This is a genomic window from Luteitalea sp., from assembly GCF_044337415.1.
Classification (GTDB): Bacteria; Acidobacteriota; Vicinamibacteria; order Vicinamibacterales; family Vicinamibacteraceae; genus Luteitalea.
This window is the reverse complement of record NZ_JBIINP010000008.1, coordinates 1-19794: the sequence shown is the minus strand read 5'-3', so window position 1 is coordinate 19794 and position 19794 is coordinate 1. Positions and strand designations below refer to the sequence as shown.

At 71.5% G+C, this 19794-nt stretch carries 17 protein-coding genes and 2 tRNA genes; 8 read left to right on the top strand and 11 right to left on the bottom strand.

The window, feature by feature from the left end; translation table 11 throughout:
* Window positions 1-2: 2 nt before the first annotated feature.
* Complete coding sequence (gene modA, locus ACIRDX_RS02845; protein ID WP_396623887.1) at window positions 3-788, bottom strand: molybdate ABC transporter substrate-binding protein; 786 nt, start codon at window positions 786-788, stop codon at window positions 3-5.
* Between the two features lie 31 nt (window positions 789-819).
* Between modA and ACIRDX_RS02840 the strand changes: the two genes are divergently transcribed.
* From ACIRDX_RS02840 to ACIRDX_RS02830, 3 genes are all read left to right on the top strand, one after another.
* Window positions 820-1875: a substrate-binding domain-containing protein gene (locus ACIRDX_RS02840; protein ID WP_396623886.1), complete on the top strand. Its 1056-nt coding sequence runs from the start codon at window positions 820-822 to the stop codon at window positions 1873-1875.
* A 79-nt stretch (window positions 1876-1954) separates the two neighbouring features.
* A tRNA-Lys gene (locus ACIRDX_RS02835) sits at window positions 1955-2030 on the top strand.
* A gap of 623 nt (window positions 2031-2653) precedes the next feature.
* Window positions 2654-3700 (top strand): hypothetical protein, encoded by a 1047-nt coding sequence (locus ACIRDX_RS02830; RefSeq protein ID WP_396623885.1) that lies wholly within the window; start codon window positions 2654-2656, stop codon window positions 3698-3700.
* 54 nt (window positions 3701-3754) lie between these two features.
* Here ACIRDX_RS02830 and ACIRDX_RS02825 read toward each other — a convergent pair whose 3' ends face one another.
* A complete protein-coding gene (locus tag ACIRDX_RS02825; protein ID WP_396623884.1) occupies window positions 3755-4468 on the bottom strand; it encodes a hypothetical protein in 714 nt (237 codons plus the stop codon).
* Window positions 4469-4602: 134 nt separating this feature from the next.
* Between ACIRDX_RS02825 and ACIRDX_RS02820 the strand changes: the two genes are divergently transcribed.
* A complete protein-coding gene (locus ACIRDX_RS02820; protein WP_396623883.1) occupies window positions 4603-8655 on the top strand; it encodes a serine/threonine-protein kinase PknK in 4053 nt (1350 codons plus the stop codon).
* Between the two features lie 7 nt (window positions 8656-8662).
* On the opposite strand, the gene ACIRDX_RS02815 is transcribed toward ACIRDX_RS02820, so the two are convergent.
* The 8 genes from ACIRDX_RS02815 to ACIRDX_RS02780 form a co-directional block, all read right to left on the bottom strand.
* Window positions 8663-9367, bottom strand: a complete 705-nt coding sequence (locus tag ACIRDX_RS02815) for a hypothetical protein (protein WP_396623882.1) — start codon at window positions 9365-9367, stop codon at window positions 8663-8665.
* Window positions 9368-9428: 61 nt separating this feature from the next.
* Window positions 9429-10583 (bottom strand): oxygenase MpaB family protein, encoded by a 1155-nt coding sequence (locus ACIRDX_RS02810; protein ID WP_396623881.1) that lies wholly within the window; start codon window positions 10581-10583, stop codon window positions 9429-9431.
* A 120-nt stretch (window positions 10584-10703) separates the two neighbouring features.
* A complete protein-coding gene (locus ACIRDX_RS02805; protein ID WP_396623880.1) occupies window positions 10704-11477 on the bottom strand; it encodes an SDR family NAD(P)-dependent oxidoreductase in 774 nt (257 codons plus the stop codon).
* A gap of 96 nt (window positions 11478-11573) precedes the next feature.
* The gene (locus ACIRDX_RS02800) at window positions 11574-12410 is read right to left on the bottom strand and encodes an ABC transporter ATP-binding protein (RefSeq protein WP_396623879.1); all 837 of its coding nucleotides are present in this window, start codon (window positions 12408-12410) and stop codon (window positions 11574-11576) included.
* A gap of 105 nt (window positions 12411-12515) precedes the next feature.
* Window positions 12516-12893, bottom strand: a complete 378-nt coding sequence (locus ACIRDX_RS02795; protein ID WP_396623878.1) for a PIN domain-containing protein — start codon at window positions 12891-12893, stop codon at window positions 12516-12518.
* A 6-nt stretch (window positions 12894-12899) separates the two neighbouring features.
* Entirely contained in the window at window positions 12900-13175 is a 276-nt protein-coding gene (locus ACIRDX_RS02790; RefSeq protein ID WP_396623877.1) for a toxin-antitoxin system antitoxin subunit, read from the bottom strand.
* A gap of 63 nt (window positions 13176-13238) precedes the next feature.
* The gene (locus tag ACIRDX_RS02785; RefSeq protein WP_396623876.1) at window positions 13239-13493 is read right to left on the bottom strand and encodes a GIY-YIG nuclease family protein; all 255 of its coding nucleotides are present in this window, start codon (window positions 13491-13493) and stop codon (window positions 13239-13241) included.
* Window positions 13494-13835: 342 nt separating this feature from the next.
* Window positions 13836-13911: transfer RNA gene (locus tag ACIRDX_RS02780), tRNA-Glu, on the bottom strand.
* Between the two features lie 81 nt (window positions 13912-13992).
* On the opposite strand from ACIRDX_RS02780, the gene ACIRDX_RS02775 reads away from it, so the two are divergent.
* The gene (locus ACIRDX_RS02775) at window positions 13993-14781 is read left to right on the top strand and encodes a carbon-nitrogen hydrolase family protein (protein ID WP_396623875.1); all 789 of its coding nucleotides are present in this window, start codon (window positions 13993-13995) and stop codon (window positions 14779-14781) included.
* Window positions 14782-14844: 63 nt separating this feature from the next.
* A complete protein-coding gene (locus ACIRDX_RS02770) occupies window positions 14845-16764 on the top strand; it encodes a DNA/RNA non-specific endonuclease (RefSeq protein WP_396623874.1) in 1920 nt (639 codons plus the stop codon).
* Between the two features lie 13 nt (window positions 16765-16777).
* On the opposite strand, the gene denD is transcribed toward ACIRDX_RS02770, so the two are convergent.
* Entirely contained in the window at window positions 16778-17731 is a 954-nt protein-coding gene (gene denD, locus ACIRDX_RS02765; protein ID WP_396623873.1) for a D-erythronate dehydrogenase, read from the bottom strand.
* A 62-nt stretch (window positions 17732-17793) separates the two neighbouring features.
* On the opposite strand from denD, the gene ACIRDX_RS02760 reads away from it, so the two are divergent.
* The gene (locus tag ACIRDX_RS02760; protein WP_396623872.1) at window positions 17794-18549 is read left to right on the top strand and encodes an SDR family oxidoreductase; all 756 of its coding nucleotides are present in this window, start codon (window positions 17794-17796) and stop codon (window positions 18547-18549) included.
* 334 nt (window positions 18550-18883) lie between these two features.
* Window positions 18884-19794, top strand: a 911-nt coding sequence (locus ACIRDX_RS02755) for a hypothetical protein (RefSeq protein ID WP_396623871.1), incomplete at its 3' end; no start/stop codon positions are given.

Sequence of the window (19794 nt, the reverse complement as noted above, 5' to 3'; positions counted from 1 at the left end):
GACTAGTCGGGAACCGCGAAGCCGTGGCGTGCGAGCGTCGCTCTGGCGGCGGGCGTCTGGAGGTAGCGGAAGAACTGCTCGGCTGCGGTGTCGGCCGAGGTCAGCAGCACCATGCGCTGCCGGAGTGGTTCGTGATCCTCGGCGGGGAGGAGGGCATGCGTGCCGCGCTCGCGCATCGCCGGGGCAAGCACGAGCGAGTACGCCACGATGCCGCCGATCGCATCGCCGGCACTGGCAAACTGCGCGGCCTGCGAGACGTGCTCGCCGAGCACGAGGGACGGTTGCAGCGCGTCCCACAGGCCGTGCCTCCGCAGTGCCTGCTCGGCGGCGCGCCCGTACGGAGCGTGCGTCGGATTGGCGATGGCCAGTCGCCCGGGCATGCCGCGGTCGAGGAGGCGCGCCAACCCCGCCAGGCCCTCGGCCGGCACCAGGGCCGACCCGGTAGGAGCGAAGAGCGCCAGGCGACCGATGGCGTAGATCTCACCGCGGCCACGTGTCAGCCCGGCCTTGTCGAGTTGGTCGACCAGACGCTCGTCGGCCGAGAGGAACACGACGAACGGCGCGCCATCCTGGATCTGGCGCGCGAGAGTGCCCGACGAGCCGAAGACCAGGTCGACGGTTCGCCCGGTCTCCTGCGTGTAGGTCCGGGCCACCTCCGGCAGGGCGAACTGCAGGTCGGAGGCGGCCGCCACCCTCGTGGGCGCGGCCGACGGCCGGCATGCCGCGGCGCCGATCACCAGGCCGAGCAGCATCCAGGGGAGATGTCGGCGGCCTCGTGCGGTCGGCATGCTAGGATCCTGTCGCATTGACGACAGCATCATGTCAACCCTTCCTGTCCTGGCGCAACTGAGGCGCGACCGGCACTGGACGCAAGCGGACCTGGCCGAGCGCAGCGGCGTGTCCAGGGCCGAGGTGAGCGCGATCGAGACCGGTCGGCACGTGCCGTCCGTGGCGGTGGCGATGCGCCTGGCCCGGGGCCTGGGCGTGAGCGTCGAGCAGGCCTTCGGCGGCCGCGCCGAGGTGCCCGCCCCCCAGTGGGCCTGGCCGGCTGTGGCCGGCGACGGCCGCGCCTGGCAGGCGTCGGTGGGCGCTCGCGTGCTGCTGTATCCGGTGGAGCCGACCGCGGCCGGGAGCCTGCCGCACGACGTGTGGGTCGACGGCCGCGGGCTGCAGGGCCGTCACGACACGCCCGACACACCGACGTTGGTCATGGCCGGGTGCGATCCGCTCGTCGGCATGCTCGCGCCGATCATGGCCAGACAGCGCATCCGCGTGCTGCCGCTGTTGCGGTCGAGTACGCAGGCGCTCGAGCTGCTGCGCCAGGGACTCGTGCATGTGGCCGGCGTGCACGTAACCGACGTCGATGGGCGGTCCCGCAACGACGGCCTGGTGCGTGAGCGGCTGGGGGGCGGGTATCGCCTGGTGCATCAGGTGCGGTGGGATGCCGGTGTCGTGGTCGCCCCCGAGCGCCGCGAACGGTCCGTCGCCGCGCTCGTGCGGGCCCGCGTTCGCTGGGTGAACCGCGAGAACGGGTCTGCAGCCCGGGAGATCTTCGACACCCTGCTCGGCAGTCGTCGCGCACGTCCCGAGGGCTACGACCACGTGGTGCGCGACCATCGCGCCGTGGCGACCACCGTGGCGAGCGGCTGGGCCGAGGCGGGCGTGTGCGTGCGTCCCGTGGCGGCCGAGGCGCGCCTGTCGTTCCTGCCGCTCCATCGGGAGGCCTACGAACTGTGCGTGCCCGACGCCCTGCTCGATGACGCGCGCGTCGTGGCGCTGCTGTCGGCGCTGCGCTCGTCGTCCTATCGCGCCCAGCTGGGCGATGTGCCCGGGTGCGATGGCACGCAGGCCGGCGAGGCACGTGTCGTCGCCTGATGGGACCGGGTCGTGAAGCGTGAGGCCAGGGACTCGGCGTGTCGTCTGCCCACCGGGCCGCTGCTAGACTTGGAGACGTGCGCCTGTAGCTCAGTCGGTAGAGCAGCGGCCTTTTAAGCCGTTGGTCGTGGGTTCGAGTCCCACCGGGCGCACCACGCGCGCATGGCGCGCGTGGTGGCCCGGCTGGCCTCCGGCGCGCGGCTCCGCCTCCGGCTCGCCGTCGCGCTCGAGTCCCACCGGGCGTCTTGCCGCAGTCGTTCGCTTGCGCATCGGGGTGGGGCCGTCGCCTTCGGCTCGGCCCGATCGTCCCCAGCATCGCCACAGGGCGCACGCCGGCGGTGGTGGCTGCACCGTGGGTCGCTTGCGCATCGGGGGGGGGCCGTCGCCTTCGGCTCGGCCCGATCGTCTCCAGCATCGCCACCGGGCGCACGCCGACGGTGGTGGCTGCACCGTGGGTCGCTTGCGCATCGGGGTGGGGCCGTCGCCTTCGGCTCGGTCCGATCGTCTCCAGCATCGCCACAGGGCGCACGTCGGTGTTGGTGGCTGCGTCGCGGGTCGCTTGCGCCTCGGCTTGGGGGCCGTCGCCTTCGGCTCGGCCCGATCGTCTCCAGCATCGCCATGGGGCGCACAGCGGCGCTTGTGACTGCGTCGCGGGTCGCTTGCGGCTCGGGGTGGGGGCGTCGCCTCGGCTCGCCCCGATCAGTGTCCGTACTGTCGAGCCCGTGCGGCATTTTCGGCATCGCGGCATCGCGGCATTCCCCCGTACACTGCTCTCACCGTGGCGTCCCTCAAACTCGCCAACCTGTGGCGTGTGATCAGCGACGTGGATCTCGAGCGGATCCGCGCGTCGGCCCGCACGCCGTTCGAATTGCTCGTGGTGGCCGAGGACGACACGCTGGGGCAGCGCGTCCGCGCGGGGCTGGCGGCGGTGCCTGGCGGCGCTGCCCATCCCTACGTGGTCGTCGTGCACCCCGACATGCTGCGGCAACGACCCACCACACCGCTCGGGGTCGTGCTGGCCTCGGCGTCGCCTGACCTGTCGCTGGCCATGAAGGCCGCCGACGAGCAGTGCATCCGCTCACACTGGCCGCGCATCACCCTGATTGCCGACACCGAAGACGCCGCGGCCGCCGCCCGGCGGGTGGGGGAGCACGCGCGCGTGGCCGTGGCCGACCCGCTCAATCCGCCCCGGCCGCTGCTCGAGGCGATCGTCGCGCTCGTCGAAGGCGACGCGCGCCTCGCCGTGGCCGCGGCGTTGCCGGTGTTCCGGTACGTGGTGGCCGAGCGCATCGTCGACGAGACGGCGAAGGCCAATGCGTCGTTTGCCGTCACCACGGGCCTGGCCGAGACCATTCCCATCCTCACCGCGCCGCTCAACCTCGGCGACATGATCGTGCTGACCAAGAACCAGCTGATCATGGGCTACAAGATCGCGCTGGCGGCTGGTCGCAACGACGAGCCGCGGGCCATGATCACCGAGATCCTCGGCGTGATCGGCGGCGGGTTCCTGTTCCGGCAGGTGGCCCGGCAGTTGGTGGGCCTCATCCCCGTGGCCGGACTCGTGCCCAAGGTCGCCATTGCGTACGCGGGCACCTACGCGATGGGACGCGGGCTCATCGCCTGGGCGCTGGCTGGCGTCGAGGTCACCCCGGAGTCGCTGTCGCGCTACACGGTCGAGGGGCTCGAACGCGGGCGCGACCTCGCGCAGCAGTTGCTCGATCAGGTCCGGGCCAGCGTGCCATCTGCGCCACGCAGCTGGAGCCGTTTGCGCGGCTGGCTGCCCTCACGGCGGCGCACCGGCGGGCCTCCCGACAAGCAGGCCTGATCCGAGGCGGGTGCGCGTGACCGGCGTGACGGTCGCCCGTCGGACCGACGCGCGCTAGTACTCCACCACCGCACCGGCGCGCACTTCGGTGCCGGGCCCGACCACCTGGGCGATCAAGCGCAGCGAGTGGCCGATGCGCACGGCGACGCGGCCGCCACCCTTCCAGGCGTTCTCCTCGCGGTAGCGGATGTACTCGACCATCGGCCCGACCTCGAACCGCCCCAGGCGTCGGCTCACGTGAATGGCGTCGAGGGCGCTCGCGTACTTGATGATGTCCTCGGGCTCGCCGCCGTGCTCGTGTTCGCGGCGCGCCGGCGGCTCGTACTCGCCGAGCGACTGCACCCAGGTGCCCTGCGAGATCCAGTGCTCGTTCTCGTACACCCAGCGCGCCGTCAGCGCGGCGGCGGGCTTGTTCTCTCGGCCGAAGGCCAAGGCGACGCCTGGAATGACCCGGAGACCGCCCGACCGGAACTCCCAGCCGAGACCGGCCACGCCGATGTCGTTGCCGTCGATGCCGAAGTAGCGGATCTCCGCGCGCAGTGGCGAGCCGAGCTTCAGGCTCAGGCCGCCAGACTGGAACTGGTCGGAGCCGCCGAACTCCACTTCGACGAACGGCGAGTGGTGGGTCGCATGCCCCTGGGCGTGGCTCGCCTGGCCGGCAGGCTGGTGGCCCTGATGTACCGGTGCCTCCTGGGCGTTGGCGGTGCCGGCCCAGGCGGCGGCAAGGAGGGAGGCGGAGACGGAGAGCCGCATCGACGTCGTGCGCACGCCCCGCACTATCGCATCGCCCACCCGGGGTTGCCTGCTGGACCTAGGGCGAGGCCGTCTCGAGTGTGACTTTCCGGCCGGCTTGCCGCGTCGGAACTGTGGCGCATTGGCCTTTGACGGTAAAATGGGCGGTCGTGAGTTCCACCCCGGACGGTGGCAAGCCCGTCGAACCTTCCCGCGTCGGACAGTACCGCATCGAGCAGCGCCTGGGCGCCGGTGGCATGGGCGCGGTGTATCGCGCGTTCGATGAGTCGCTGCAGCGCCCCGTTGCCATCAAGCGCCTGCTGGCCACGATGGGCGATCAGTCCCGCAGCCTCCGGTTCCGCCGCGAAGCGCGGATGGCTGCGCGCCTGAACCACCCCGCCATCGTCCACATCTACGAGATCGTCGAGACCGAGGGTGGCGACTGGATCGTGATGGAACTGGTGGAGGGCAAGACCCTCGACCGGTTGCTGCGGGAGGGGCGCATGGATCTGGCCCGCGCGGTGCGGGTGGTGCGCGAGATCGCCGAGGGGTTGTCGGAAGCCCACGCCCAGGGCATCGTCCATCGCGACCTGAAGGCGACCAACGTGATGGTCACCGCCGCCGGGCGCGTGAAGATCCTCGACTTCGGCCTGGCCAAGTCCTGGCAGGGGGACGTCGATCAGGAGATCTCCACGCCGGGGACGGTCGTCGGCACGTGTCACGCGATGTCGCCGGAACAGGCGCAGGGGCTCGCGGTCGACCATCGATCCGACCTCTTCTCGCTCGGCTCGTTGCTGTACGAACTGCTCACCGGGCTGTCGCCCTTCCACGCGGGCACGCCCACCGAGACCCTGGCGCGGATCTGCGCCTTCGAGCCGGACCCCGTCACCTCGCTGGAGCCGGCGGTGCCACCCGCCCTCGCCGATCTCACGCATCGCCTGCTGCGCAAGTCGGCCGCGCAGCGCCCGCAGGGGAGCTGGGAGGTCGCTGCCGCGCTCGAGCGGATCGAGCGGGCGGGCGGACTGGACCAGGGCGCGCGCCGCCCCGTGGCTCCGGCCGTGACGGAAGTCTTCACCCAGGTCGAGCGTCCGTCGGGCACGCCCGCGGAGCGTTCCTCACCGCCGCCGCTGACCAGTACCGAACGGCGCCAGATGACGGTGCTGTGCTGTGAACTGGCCGATGCGGCGAGTCCGGGCACCGAGCCGGGGCAGGCCTTCGACCCGGAGAGCCTGTACGAGCTGATGCTGCAGCTCCGGCCGCTGGCGCTGCAGGCCGTGCAGCGGTACGACGGCACCCTCGGCACGGCCATGGGGCACCGGCTGCTGGTGTACTTCGGCTATCCCCAGGCCCACGAAGACGACGCGTGGCGTGCGGTGCGCACGGGTCTGGATCTTGTCGGTGAAGTGGAGGCGCAACTCGCCGCGGCGCCGGGGCTCGGGCGGGTCAGGCCGGCCCTCCGCGTCGGCATCCACACCGGCACCGCGGTGGTGACGACGAGTCCGGGGACCTCCGAACCCGTGGTGCTCGGCGCCACGCTCGACGTGGCGCTCCGACTGCTGGCCTCGGCCGAACCCGGTGCGGTGGTGGTGAGCGGAGCCACCCGGTCCCTGGTGCACCGCGGCATGGTGGCCGAGCCGCTGCCGCCGCTGGTCCAGGGGGCGGGCTCGGGCGTGGCCCTGACCTCGTGGCGCATGCGCGACGGCCAGGACTCCGGCGACGACGCGATGTTCGACCTCGTGCCGATCGTGGGACGCGACCGCGAGCTCGCGATCCTCGAGGGGCGCTGGCAGGACGCCAGGGTCGGCCACGGCCACGCGGTGCTCATCAGCGGCGAGCCGGGCATCGGCAAGTCGCGGCTGCTGCGGGCCACCCGTGAGCGGCTCGAGGCCGGGCAGTCCGGGCGTGCGCTGCGGTGGATGTCGACGCACGGCACCCCGTACACGCAGAACACGCCCCTGCATGCCATCGTGCAGTGGGTGCAGCGGTTGCTGGCGTCGGCGCCAGGCCCCACCCCCAGTGCGCGCCTGGTCACGCTGCTCGACGAGCATGGCCTCGGGGAAGCCGTGCCCCTCGTGGCGGCGCTCGTTGGCGTGCCGGCGCCCGAGGACCGGCCACTGCGCGCCATGCCGCCCGAACGACAGCGCGAGGAAACCCTCGACGCGCTGGTGGCGCTGGTGCTGGAGATGGCGCAGCGCGAGCCGCTGGTGCTCCTGGTGGAGGACCTGCACTGGCTCGACGCGACGACGCTCGCGTGGCTCGATCGGCTCATCGACCAGGCGCAGTCGGCCCCGCTGCTGCTCGTGATGACGCTGCGGCCCAACACGCTCGAGGTGCCCTGGGCCGCGCGTGCGCAGGTCACGCAGGTGACCCTCGGCGCGCTTGCGCAGGACGACGTGGAGCGGCTCATCCGCGCCCTCGTGGGGGACTCGCCGCTGGCGGCGCAGGCGCAGGCGCACATCCTGGCGCGTACCGACGGCGTGCCGCTGTTCGTCGAGGAACTCACGCGGTCGGTGGTCGAGGGCGGCGGGGCGGCGCGCGACACCGGCGAGTGGCGCGAACTGCCCGCCACGCTGCGTGAGTCGCTCACCACGCGTCTGTCCCGGCTCGGGACGGCCAAGGAGGTGGCGCAGCTGGCGTCGGTCATCGGCAGGGCCTTCACCTTGCCGCTGCTGTCGGCGGTCTCTTCGCACCCGCCTGACCAGCTCGACCGCGAACTGCGGCAGTTGGTGCAGTCCGGCCTGGTGCATCGCCGCGGCTTCGGGGCGGCGGCCCGCTACGCCTTCAAGCACGCCCTGGTGCGCGACGCGGCCTACGACTCCCTGTTGCGACGGGAGCGCCAGCAGATCCACCTGCGCATTGCCGGCGCGCTCGAGGAACTGCGGCGGACCGGTGCCGAGGACGTGCCGCCCGAGCTCCTGGCGTACCACTACATGGCCGCCGAGCGGTTTGCTCCCGCCTTCGAGCACTGGCTGGGCGCGGGACAGTCGGCCATGGGCCGCTTCGCGCACGCCGAGGCCATCAGCCACCTCCAGCAGGCGCTGACGGCCCTGCAATCGTTGCCGCCCACGCCCGATCGCGACCGGCGGGAGATTGGCGCGCGCGGCGCGCTCGTCCTCTCGCTCAGTATGGTGCGTGGTCTCGGCTCGCCCGAGGTCGAGGCGACACAGGAACGCCTGCTCGCACTCGTGACGCAGGTCGGCGACGTCCCGCACGAGCTCGCCTTCGGCCTGTGGAACTTCTACGCGAGCCGCGGCAAGCTGCGGCGCGCCCGTGAACTGGCGCAGCAGCGCCTGGAGTACGGGGTCGCCCACGGCGACGGCGATGCACGCCTGCTCGGGCTCTACACGAGCGCGGCCGCGGATTTCTTCCTGGGCCACTTTGCCCAGTCGCGCGACAACTTCGAGGCCCTCCTCGAGCAGTATCCCGCCGAGGGGCTCGCCACCAAGGCGATCGCCTACGACATCGGCGCGGTGGCGCAGTCGCTGCTGGCCGATGTGCGCTGGTTGCTCGGAGAGCCGGCCCGTGCCGTCGAGACCTCCGACGCTGCGGTGCTGCAGGCGCGTCAACGCTCGCCCTTCACCGAGTCGGTGGCCCTGGTGAACCGGATGGCGCTGGCGCTGGCCATGGACGACGCGCCGGCGGCCGCGAGCGCCACCGAGACGCTGGTGACGCTCAGCACCGAGCAGGGCTACCAGTACTGGACGGTCTTCTGGCAGCTGAGCCAGGCGGTCCAGGCCCTGCGTGCGTCCACACCCCCGGCTGACGTCGACGCGGCCATCGCGCAGGGCGCGGCGGCCATCACCGTGATGCGGACCGCGTACGCGAGCAACCTGCAGTGCAGCCGCTACCTCGCGTGGATGGTCGACGCGAGCCTGCGCCACGGCCGCGTGGAGCGAGCTCGTGCCTTCCTCGGCGAGGCGTTCGCGGTGACGGAAGACGAAGGGGAGCGGTACTGGGAAGCCGAACTGCACCGTCTGGAGGCCCGCGTCCGAGTGGCCGAAGGATGGGACGGCGACGCCTGTGCCGAGGCCTGCCTGCGGGCCATCGATGTGGCGCGCGCGCAGCGAGCCCGCACGTTCGAGCTGCGCGCGGCCGTCGACCTGGCGCGGGCGTGGCACGCCGACGGACGCGTCGAGGACGCCTCCGCGCTGCTGCGGCCGTTGGTGGAGGCCTTCGGCGATGCGGGCGGCGCCGACCTCGAGGCCGCCCGCGCCCTGCTCTGACGCGTCGCTAGGCCGTCGCCGGCGCCGCGAACGGCAGGCCGGCGGCGAGCCGGCGTTCCTTCTGCTTGTACAGGACCAGGAACACCGCATCCACGACGGCCGACGTGCACCCGATGGTGAGCAGGAACCAGTCGCCGGGGAAGTGGAGGAAGAAGAACACGACGACGAGCGCCGAGCCCACGGCGCGCATCCAGTTGGCGTGCCACGAGAAGTTCTCGAGCGTCGGCTGCCGCAGCATCAGCGGCACGTACAGGAACGAAATCGACAACTGAATCAGGTAGGCGGCGCGCCCGCCGACGCTGTTGTCGAGTCCCTGCGCATGCAGGTAGTACGTGGCGGCACCGGCGGCCACGGCAATGAACAGGCACATCGGGATGAAGATCCGGCGTGGCGCCAGTTCCGGCACGGTCAGCTGCTTGGCGCCGAGGAACAGCACGCCGTAGCTGAAGATCAGGCCGGCGTCGAGGAAGAACCAGACGTAGTTGGCGCCCTGGAACAGCATCCCGAGGTCGTTCTGCGCGAGGAAGCTCCACACGAACTCCCACGCCACGTCGCAGCAGCCGGCAAACACCGGCATCTCCACGTACTTCAGGACGAAGATGTTGCGGATGTAGATCGCGTAGGCGAGCACCCAGAGCAGGCAGCCCATGCCGTAGAAGAACAGCTCGGTGCCGGTGTAGTCCTGCCAGTTGATCCAGACGATTGCGGTCATCGCGGGTCCCTTCCGTGGCGATACCACTGCGCCTCGTGCGCGGTGGTCGATGTACTGCCCGCTAGCGGAACGCGGGGCCCTGCAGGTCGAGCCGGTCGAAGGGCACCGAGAACGCCACCTCGCCGCGTCGGTCGACCTCGACCATGCCCTGCAGCACGAGATGCGCCAGGTGCGCAGAGAAGGCGTCGTGGTGTCCGGTCCACTGGCCGGCGCGCAGGACGAGCGTGAGGACGCGGCGCAGGAGGCGGTGCCCCGGCATCGGGCTGAAGCCGACGCGCGCGAGCTCCTCTGCCGACATCAGCTCGGTCATGCACAGGTGCGGTGCGAATCCGAGGCCGCACAAGCGGGTGATGGGGGGCAGCAGTTGCTCCATCATCGCGAGGTTGTCCTCGGTGAGCGTGACGCCGTAGGCGTTCTCCTCGGGACCGGTGTTGTTGCGCGCGACGTAGGCCGCGTAGAACTCCCCGGCCTCGGCGACCGTCGCGGGCACCAGGCTGTCGTCGTGCGGCGCCCCCGGCGGATGGATACCCATCAGCACCGCGAACACGCGCCACAGGTAGTAGAGATCCTCGGCTTCCTGATCGGCCAGAGGCAGGCCGAGTCGACGGATGCCGGCGACCAGCAGGTACGAGAAGGCCATGATCGTGGCCAGCATGTCCTCGTGGTTGACCGGCACGCCGTACTGCGCGCGGTAGTCCGGGCGGTACTCGTCCGCGATCACGCGAATGCCCGCGTGCAGCAGGCGCAGCTTCTTTGCCGTGACGATGGCGTTGCCGCCGTCGAGGAAGGCGCGGTGATCCGAGACGTTCACCAGCAACTGCACCACGCCCATCAGCCGCTCGTACGGATGGCGCTCGAGGTTGCGCGAGATCGACAGGATCTGCGTCAGGCACGGCGCGGCGTAGCCCCGCGGCAGGCTCGAGGCCAGCAGCACGATGACCGACGGCAAGGCGTTCTTCAGGAAGGCGTCGCTGCCGGCCTGCAGGCGCGAGGGCTGCACCCACGGCGGCAGGCCGCCGGTGTCGCGCATGAACGCGTGCAACGCGTCTGGCGCGTCGGCCGGGAGCGGCGTGGCGTTGCCCTGCAGGTGCCTGAACGCGGCGCCCACGGCGCGGGCCCCGCCTTCGTCACGCAGCCGGGCGACCGCCGCGTCGGCCAGCGGGTCGCCGGCCTGTCGAAGGCCGTCGAGGAACGTCCTGTCGGACCACTTGGACATCTGGATGCCAATCCCTCCTGAGGACAGGCCGGGATTGTATGTCAGGTCCGGTGGCGTGCGCCGCACGTGTAAGGCCGTGGCCACACGTGTGGGAAGGGTGCCGACTTTCTCGCCAACCTGCTAGGGCATGTACTGGCCGCCGTTGACCTCGACGATCTGTCCGGTCACGTAGCCGGACAAGGCCTCGGAGGCCAGATACAGGAAGGTGCCGGCGCACTCGTCGGCCGTGCCGAGGCGCCCGAGCGGGATGGTGGCGCGCATGGCCTCGAGCTGCGTGGGCGTCGAGTACCGGTCGTGGAACGGCGTCGTGACCACGCCCGGCGACACGGCGTTGACGCGGATGTTGTCGGGCGCCAGTTCGCGCGCCCAGCCGTGCGTCGCGGTGGAGATGAAGCCCTTCGCTGCGCCGTACAGCACGGCACCACCCGCGCCGCCGGTGCGCGCGGCGATCGAGGTGACGTTGATGATGGCGCCACCGCCCTGGCGGCGCATGATCGGCACGACCTCGTGCACGAACAGCACGACCTGCGTGACGTTCAGCGCCAGCACCTCCTGCAGGTGCGCCTCCGAGTAGTCCGCGATGCTCCGGCGTCCGAGCATGCCGCCGGCGTTGTTGATCAGCACGTCGATGCGGCCATAGCGTGCCATCGTCTCGGCCACCAGGCGGGGGACGATGGCCGGCTGACCGAGGTCGCCCTGCACGAGCAGGGTGTCGGCGCCGAGGGCCTCGGCGGCGGCCGCGACGGCCTGCGCCTCCGTGGCGCTGGCGTTGTAGTGCAGGGCGAGCCTGCTGCCGGCCCTGGCGAAGGCCAGGGCAGCGGCGGCGCCGATGCCGGTCGACGCACCGGTGATGAGGACGACCTTGTCGCGGAGATCGGTCACGTGGGGCTCCATGGGCGAGCCATGCTAGCAGAGCGTGCGGCGCTCTTCGTGAGCGCCGTCACGCCGCCCATGGGGCCGCGGCCAGCGAACGGATCGCGTGCCCGAACCTCAGGCGTGCAGCGGCGGGACCCAGCCGCTCAGGCTCGCGTGGGTGTAGTCATCGTCGGACGCGAGGAGCGCGTCGATGCCGCCCTCGAAGGTGATCACGCCGTCGTTCAGCACCAGGAAGGTGACGTCCCGCGCGCTGCGGTGGGGCGCCGGCACGATGTGCGCGCCGGTGGGCGTGGCGATGGCTTCGTGTCCGGCCATGTAGAAGGCGTCTTCGAGCTGGTGGGTCACCAGCACCAGCGTGACGTGCTCGACGTCGCGCAAGGCCAGGATGGCGTCGTCCACCGACCGGGCGGTGATGGGGTCGAGCCCCGACGTGGGTTCGTCGAGCAGCAGCAGGTGCGGCCGCGCGGCCATGGCGCGGGCGACGGCGACGCGCCGGCGCTGGCCCCCCGAGAGCTCGGCGGGGCTGCGGTCGATGAACTCCCGCAGGCCGGTCACGGCCAGCATCTCCTCGACGCGCGCGCGGATGACGTCTGGCGCCAGGTGGCCGCCGTCCTTCAGCTTGAAGCCGATGTTCTCCTCGACGGTCAGCGAGTCGAAGAGCGCGCCCTCCTGGAACAGCATGCCGATCTCGTCGCGCACGACCATGAGCTCGCGCTCCGACATGGTGTCGATGCGCACGCCATGGATGCGGATGACGCCGGAGTCGGGCCGGACGAGGCCGAGAATCAGCTTGAGGAGGAGCGACTTGCCGCCGCCGCTTGGGCCCATCACGATGGCCATGTGGCCGTCGGCGATGGTGAAGTTCACGTCGCGCAGGACGACGACGTCGTCGAACGCGAGTGCGACGTGTTCGAACGAGACGGCCGGCGCCGCGCTCGCTGGTGCGTCCATGGGACACCCCCTGCCTGCACTATACGCCCGTGGCGCGCCGCCGAGCCTCACGGTTCGCGAGGTGGCGCTGCCGGAAGGCGAGACGCCGCCCTGACGCGGGGCGCTCTAGGCCGAAATCAACGGAATCGACGAATCAAGCGCGCGGAGGTCGTCGGGATCCGACGTGACGATGCGGTCGCCCCGGTTGCGTGCACACAGCACCACGGATGCATCGATGACATCGGTCGTGCCGCGGGCGCCACAGAGCTGCCCGGCCTCGCGCGCGCCCTGGTCGTCGAGCGCAATGACCTCCGTGTGCGCTGAGCCGAGCAGTCTCGCCAGCCTGGCCTGTCGGCGCCCGTCGCGCCACACCTGGCCGACCACAGCCGCAGGCACGGCCAGGCGGTGACCGAGCTCGAGATTCCGGAGGAGCAGCGTGACGATGCGGCGGTCGCTCCGCTCGAATGCGATGAGCGCGCCGGCGTCGAGCGTGAGCCCTGGCATGTCGACCTAGTCCGCCGTGGACGGTGTCTGACGGCGGCGCGGGCTCCTGGGTGCGCGCACGCCCAGCGCGCGATCGGCATCACGACGTTCCTGCGCGGTCATGGGGCCTCCGGATTCCTCGAGCATCTGCTCGAGCAGGCCGGCCAGGTCGTCGAGCTTGATCTTCTCTGCGAGCGCCGAGGCCACGTAGGCACTGACGCTGGCGGCGCGGCCCTGGCGCACGGCCCGCCGGGCGCCTTCGGCCAGGCCGCCGGGCAGACTCACCGCGATCTTCTCGGACACGGTCATACCAGCAGTATGACCGCAAGCGGACGGGAATCCAACGGCTTCCAATCGCCTTTCAGGTCACCAGAAATGGCGCTTGGCGAACGCTCGCCCAGAGCCCGTCTTCAGGTACTGCTCGAACTGCGCTGCGCACGTCTGGTTCGTCAGCTCGATGGCGGCGACGAGTTGCCAGGGGCGCAGCGCCGCCGTGTGCACGGACCCGCCACGATTGTGCGTGTTCAGCCGTTGCTGCACGTCGCTTGTAACGCCCGTGTAGTACCGCGCAGGAGACGCCACGCTGCGGAGGATGTAGACGATCGTCCGGTCGCTCACCATGACGCGTCAGGGTGCAAGGTCAGCGCCACAGATTCCCGAGTCCCTGACATGGGCTTGACCGGGCGGGGTGGCCGATTGTGCAACTCGGGGCGCGAGTGGACGTGGCAGAAGCTGGGACCAGCCTTCGCCTGAATCGAGAGCGAAGGCTTGGGTGCTCGGGTCCGCCTTCGCGCCTGGCGGCGCTTCGGCGGGATCAAGCCTTCGCCTGAATGGACAGCGAAGGCTTGGGGGCTTGGACGGGGCTGGCCCGGCCGAAGCTCGCAGGAGGCGAAGGGGAGGTCCGCCTTCGCGCCTGGCGGCGCTGCGGCGGGATCAGCCTTCGCCTTTATCAAGAGCGAAGGCTGGCGTCCCCAGCGGGATTCGAACCCGCGTTTCAGCCTTGAAAGGGCCGCGTCCTGGGCCTCTGGACGATGGGGACTTGGGGGTGGAGCGTGGTCGGCGCAGCCCGGGAAGGCGTGGCCGACCCCGAAGGATACCACAAGCGCGGTACCCTGCCTGCGTGACGTCGCCTCCCTCGCGCCTGCGCCTCGCGCTCGCCCAACTGCACATCGTGCCGGGCAGGCACGAGGACACGCTCGCGCATGCGCTCGGCCGCATCGCCCAGGCGGCCGCGGCGGGCGCCGGGCTCGTGCTCCTGCCTGAAGCCCTGCCGCTCGGCTGGATGGCCGCCGACACCGCCGCGTTTGCCGATCCCGTCCCCGACGGACCGACGTGTACGGCCATCCGCGACGCCGCGCGGCGCGCCGGCGTGTGGGTGTGCACCGGCCTCGTCGAGCGCGACGGGGCCCACGTGTACAACGCCGCCGTCCTCATCGACGACACGGGCGCCGTGCGCCTGCACCACCGCAAGATCAACGAACTCGACATCGCCGCCACGACCTACGCCCGTGGCGATCGTCTCGGCGTCACCGAGTCTCCCTGGGGCAGGCTCGGCCTGCTGATCTGCGCCGACGCCTTCGCGCCCGGAGAGGTGATCAGCCGCTCGCTCGCGCTCATGGGCGCCCGGATACTCCTGTCGCCCTGTGCCTGGGCCGTGCCGCCCGGGTACGACCAGTTGGCGCAGCCGTACGGCGACCTCTGGCGCGCCTGCTACGGCACGGTGGCGCGCGACCACGGCGTGTGGGTGGCCGGCGCCAGCTCCGTAGGGCCCATCACCGCCGGCGCCTGGGCCGGCCATGCCTGCATCGGCTGCTCGCTCGTCGTCGGACCCACCGGGCAGCCCGTGCTGCAGGGACCCTACGGTCCTGGCGCCGACGCGCTGCTGCTCGTCGACCTCGCGCTCGACTGAGCCGCGCCGGGCGCGCCGTGGACGCCGCGTGTGCGTGGCCGGCAGCGCGGGCGTTGTACAGGCATGTCCCTTCGCGAGCGTGCCCGCGCCCTGCTGCTGGCCGATCCCTCCATCGCGCACGAACTGCTGGCCATGGCCGACCGTCGCGTACGCCCGGCTCCCGCCGCGCGCATCGGCGTGAGCATGGCGTCGGTCCGGACGTTCGTGGAGGGTGAGCCCGGCTGGCCGGTGCAGGCGCGCAGTGCCGAGGAACTCGACGGGCGCATCCAGGTGGAAGCGGTGGTGGTGGCGCACGGCCGGCCGGCGATGCTGGTCCAGCGCAACCGCATCCAGTTGCCCGAGTCGGCCGAGTTGCGTCGCCGGCTCGAAGCCACGCGCGTCCGGTACGAGTCCCATCTGGCCAGTGTCGGCCGCATCGAGCTCACCGGGCATCCACGTCTTCACCAGGCCGGCACGGCGTGGATCGTCGCCGACCGCCTGGTCGTGACCAACGCGCACGTCGCCGAGGAATTCGTGGCGCGCGACCGTACCCATCTCGTGTTCCGCCGCGCCTTCGGGCAGGACACCATGGCCGCGCGCGTCGACCTGCGCGAGGAGTACGCGGCCGACGGCACGACGGAGGAGTTCGAGGTCGGCGTCGATCGCGTCCTCTACCTGGCCGACCTGACCGACGCACAGGCGCCCGACCTGGCGCTGCTGGCGCTCTCGCCCGGATCGGGAGGCCTGCCGCCGCCCATCCCCTTCGTCGACGTCCCGCTCGACTGGGGCCGCGATGTTGCGGTCGTTGGTTACCCGGCCGAGGACCCGCTCGGCACGCCCAGTGCCGACGTGGCGCGGCGCCTGTTCGGCGGGATCTATGGCGTGAAGCGCTTCTCGCCCGGACGCATCTCGGCCATGCAGACCGACGCGTGGGCGTTCTCGCACGATGCGACCACGCTCGGCGGCAGCTCGGGCTCGGTGGTGATCGATCTCGAGACGGGTGGGGCCGTCGGGGTGCATTTTTCGGGCACGCTGGAACGGGCCAACTACGCCGTGCGCGGTTCCTACGTGCTCGACGCCCTCACGGCCATTCGCCCGATGGTGCCCGTGCCGGCCCTGCCGCCCGCCTCGCCCGAAGTCCCCGTCGATGTGCCCGTGATCCGGCCGCTCGCCGCGGGCTACGAGACCCGCGACGGCTACCGCGACGACTTCCTCGGCGACACGCTCCCGCCCGCCCCGTTGCCGTCGGTGGTCCGCTGTGACGACGTGCTCGAGGTCGACTGGCAGGGGCAACGGCTGCGGGCGCTGCCGTACCGGCACTTCTCGGTGGTGATGAGTCGCGCGCGTCGCCTCTGCTACGTGAGCGCGGTCAACATCGACGGCGGCAGGAGCGTGCCTCACCTGCGTCGGCGCGACTGGCGCCTCGACCCGCGCATTCCGGAAGGACGCCAGCTGTCCGGGCCGGTCTACGGCAACGCGCCCCGCTTCAGTCGCGGGCACATGACGCGGCGCGAGGATCCGGCCTGGGGCGACACGCGCGCGGATGCCGAAGAGGGTAATACCGACTCGATGCACCTGGCCAATGCCGTCCCGCAGATGCAGCCCTTCAACGCCGGGATCTGGCTGAGGCTCGAGGACTATGCGCTGCAGAACGCGCGCGAGGACGACCAGAAGATCTCGGTGTTCACTGGGCCGGTGCTGCGCGACGACGACCCCGTCTTCGAGGGCGTGGCCGTACCCGTCGAGTGCTGGAAGGTCATCGTCTTCGTGCACGACGAGACGGGGGCACTGAGCGTCTCGGGCTACCTGCTGTCGCAGCGTGGCTTCCTGCCGCATCGCGAGGCGGTGTTCGGCGCCTACGAGACCTTCCAGGTACCGATGACCACCATCGAGCAGCGCGCCGGCCTTCGCTTCGGCGCGTTGACGCCGCTCGACGTGTACGCGCAGGCGCCCGAGGCCACCGTGCGTCCGCTCCTGTCGCCAGACGACATCCGCTGGCGCTGAGCGCGGGCAGCGGCTACGGTGCGGCCCGTTCCGCGATGAACTGCGCCACGATGGCGTCGGCGTCGGCATCGGCGACGAGCCCGATCCCGAACGCACGGGTGACATCGAAGGCGCCGGGCCACGACCGCACCATCCGGTCGACCGCCGCGTCGGGCGTCAGCGCTACTCGGGCACGAGCCTCCGCGCCGGCGGCACGTTCGAGCGCCGCGAGCAGGTCGGCTGGCGTCACCGTGAGTCCCGGCAGGTTCAGCGTGCGCACCTCGCCGATGGCCTCCGACGCCATGGCCCCCATCGCCGCCAGGTTCGCGGTGGTGGTGACGGGGGAGGCGACCCACAGGCGCGTGTCGAGGGGCACCGGGCACGCGCTGGGCAGCCCGGCAAGCGGCTCGCGCACGATGCCGCTCACGAAGCTGGACATGGCCGAGTTCGGCGCGCCCGGACGGACCGCCACGGTCGGCACGCGCACGGCCACGCCGTCCACCACGCCGCGGCGGGTCGCCTCGAGCACGTGCAGCTCCGCGATGGCCTTGGTCACGCCGTACGTGGTGGCAGGTCGCAAGGCGAGGTCCTCGGGGACCACCTCGGGCAGGGGGCCGCCGAACACGGCGACCGTGCTGGCCAGCACGAAGCGCGGCGGGCGGGGCAGCGTCCGGCACATGGCGAGGAGCGCCAGGGTTCCACCGACGTTGACCTCCGCGGCCAGGTCGGGCTCGGCTTCCGACTGCCCGCTGAGTACGGCGGCCAGGTGCCAGACGGTGGTGAGGTCCGGATCGGCCAGCGTCGCGAGGAAGACGGCGTCGGTCACGCTACCCACGCACGAGACGACCCGCGCGTCGGCGAGCGGGCTGGCGATGCGGTCGACGCACAGGACCCGATCAGGGACCGGGTGCGCCGTGGCGCCCCCGAGCAGGGCGGTGATCAGGCGCGTGCCGAGGAACCCGGCGCCACCGGTGACGAGGACGGTCATGGATGCAGGCTCTCCGCGCGCCGCTCCGGGACGCGCCGGGTCATGCTACCGTTCGCCGCGACATGGCACCAGCACGCATCGCCCTCGTGACGGGCGCCGGCAGCGGAATCGGGCAGGCGGTGTCGATCGGCCTGCTCCAGGATGGATGGGACGTGGCGCTGGTCGGCCGGCGTGCGACGGCGCTGGAGGAGACCGCTGCGCTGGCGGCCGGGGCGCCCGGGCGAGCCGTGACGATCCCCGCCGACGTGACGCAGGTCGACGATGTGCGGCGCGCCTTCGGTCTCGTGCGCGAGACCTGGGGCCGGCTCGACCTGCTGTTCAACAACGCGGGGGTGTCGGCGCCGGCCGTCCCGCTGGAAGACCTCACGCTGGAGCAGTGGCGCACCGTGGTCGACATCAACCTCACCGGTGTCTTCCTGTGCACGCAGGAAGCCGTGCGGCTCATGAAGGCGCAGTCGCCGCGTGGTGGTCGGATCATCAACAACGGCTCGATCTCGGCCCACGTGCCCCGTCCGAATTCCGCCGCCTACACGGCCACCAAGCATGCGGTCACCGGGCTCACCCGTGCGACGGCCCTCGACGGACGGGCGTTCGACATCGCCTGCGGGCAGATCGACATCGGCAATGCCGCCACGGCGATGGCCCGCGGGTACGCCCAGGGCGTCATGCAACCCACCGGCGCCCTGATGGTCGAGCCGCTGCTCGACGTGCAGCACGTGGTCGACGCCGTGCGCCTGATGGCCGGCCTTCCGCTGCAGGCCAATGTGCCGTTCCTGACGGTGATGGCGACGGGGATGCCCTACATGGGGCGCGGCTGATCGGGAGGAAACAGGGAAGAACCTACCCGCCCGTCGCGTACCGTCTGCGGACACGCGCGGGAGCCGACGGCGCGCCGGCCGGGAAGTTGCGGTCGTTCTTGGCAGGCATGGGTCTTGCGATGTAGTCTGACATCGGCGCATGGTTCGTGCGGGCGCCGTTGTTTCCCCCATGCCCTTGACCCGAACCCTGCTCCAGGCGTCAGCCTGTTCGCCCGCGGTGCGTGCCGTCGCCGGCCGCGCCTGTCTCCTCCTCGTTCTGTGGTGGGCCGCAAGCCTGCCCGCCGCTGCGCAAACGGTTCGACTGGCGTGGAACCCGCCCGCCTCCGGCCCGGACGTGTCGTACGTCATCCAGTACGGGACGACACCCGGGGTCTATCCGCACGAGGTGCCCGTGGGGTTCGGCATCACGACGCACGACGTGACCGGGCTGGCCCCGGGCACGTACTACTTCGTCGTGCGCGCGCTGGACGACCGCGGTGCCTCGAGCAGTTTCTCCGTCGCGACCACGGCCACCGTCGAGGGGGACGTGTCCTCCGACGAGGGGCCCACCGACGGCCTGACGCGGGACCCCATCGACTCGACCAGGACCATCGTCAGCGTGTCGAGGTCGCAGGACCTGCAGTCGGTGATCGATGCAGCGACGCCCAGGACCACGGTGCTGCTCGAACCCGGCGTCTACGCGCTGGCGGAATCGATTGCCATCACCAACGCCATGGACCTCGAGATCCGGGGGCGCACGGGGCGCCGGTCCGACGTGACCCTGCTGGCGCCACCGGACGAGGTGTCGCCGCTCTTCATCGTGACGCGCACGTGGTCGCTCAAGGTCGCCGACCTCACCATCCAGTCGGGCAAGTCGCTGGCCTTCGATTTCGGCGACGGCGCGCAGTGGCCCCACCTCACTCGCCTTCACATGATTGGCGGCGGAGCCTTCGTGCGCTCGGCGCGGCACGCCGATGGCAGCGGCACGCGTGAGGGCCACGTGTCGAACTGCCGCTTCGAGGTGCCTGGCATCGCGGGCACACTGCCGGTCGCGATCGAGGTACAGAGTGGCTCCGGCTGGACCGTACGCCGAAGCCGCTTCCTGTACGCCACGCTGCCGTCGGGCGCGCTGCCGGGGTCGGCGGTGCTGGCCTGGCAGGGCAGTGAGCACACGCTGGTGGAGCGCAACGTGTTCGTGGGCGGTGCCCGCGAGATCGTGTTCGGTCTGGCGCCGAGGTCCCCCGACCAGCACGTGGGCGGCCTGAT

What these genes read in the sequence shown, in the direction of transcription:
- modA (WP_396623887.1), bottom strand. Translation starts at nt 788, where the DNA reads ATGCCGACCGCACGAGGCCGCCGACATCTCCCCTGGATGCTGCTCGGC.
- ACIRDX_RS02840 (WP_396623886.1), top strand. Translation starts at nt 820, where the DNA reads ATGTCAACCCTTCCTGTCCTGGCGCAACTGAGGCGCGACCGGCACTGG.
- ACIRDX_RS02815 (WP_396623882.1), bottom strand. Translation starts at nt 9,367, where the DNA reads ATGACCGCAATCGTCTGGATCAACTGGCAGGACTACACCGGCACCGAG.
- ACIRDX_RS02810 (WP_396623881.1), bottom strand. Translation starts at nt 10,583, where the DNA reads ATGTCCAAGTGGTCCGACAGGACGTTCCTCGACGGCCTTCGACAGGCC.
- ACIRDX_RS02805 (WP_396623880.1), bottom strand. Translation starts at nt 11,477, where the DNA reads ATGGAGCCCCACGTGACCGATCTCCGCGACAAGGTCGTCCTCATCACC.
- ACIRDX_RS02800 (WP_396623879.1), bottom strand. Translation starts at nt 12,410, where the DNA reads ATGGACGCACCAGCGAGCGCGGCGCCGGCCGTCTCGTTCGAACACGTC.
- ACIRDX_RS02795 (WP_396623878.1), bottom strand. Translation starts at nt 12,893, where the DNA reads ATGCCAGGGCTCACGCTCGACGCCGGCGCGCTCATCGCATTCGAGCGG.
- ACIRDX_RS02785 (WP_396623876.1), bottom strand. Translation starts at nt 13,493, where the DNA reads ATGGTGAGCGACCGGACGATCGTCTACATCCTCCGCAGCGTGGCGTCT.
- ACIRDX_RS02770 (WP_396623874.1), top strand. Translation starts at nt 14,845, where the DNA reads ATGTCCCTTCGCGAGCGTGCCCGCGCCCTGCTGCTGGCCGATCCCTCC.
- denD (WP_396623873.1), bottom strand. Translation starts at nt 17,731, where the DNA reads ATGACCGTCCTCGTCACCGGTGGCGCCGGGTTCCTCGGCACGCGCCTG.
- ACIRDX_RS02760 (WP_396623872.1), top strand. Translation starts at nt 17,794, where the DNA reads ATGGCACCAGCACGCATCGCCCTCGTGACGGGCGCCGGCAGCGGAATC.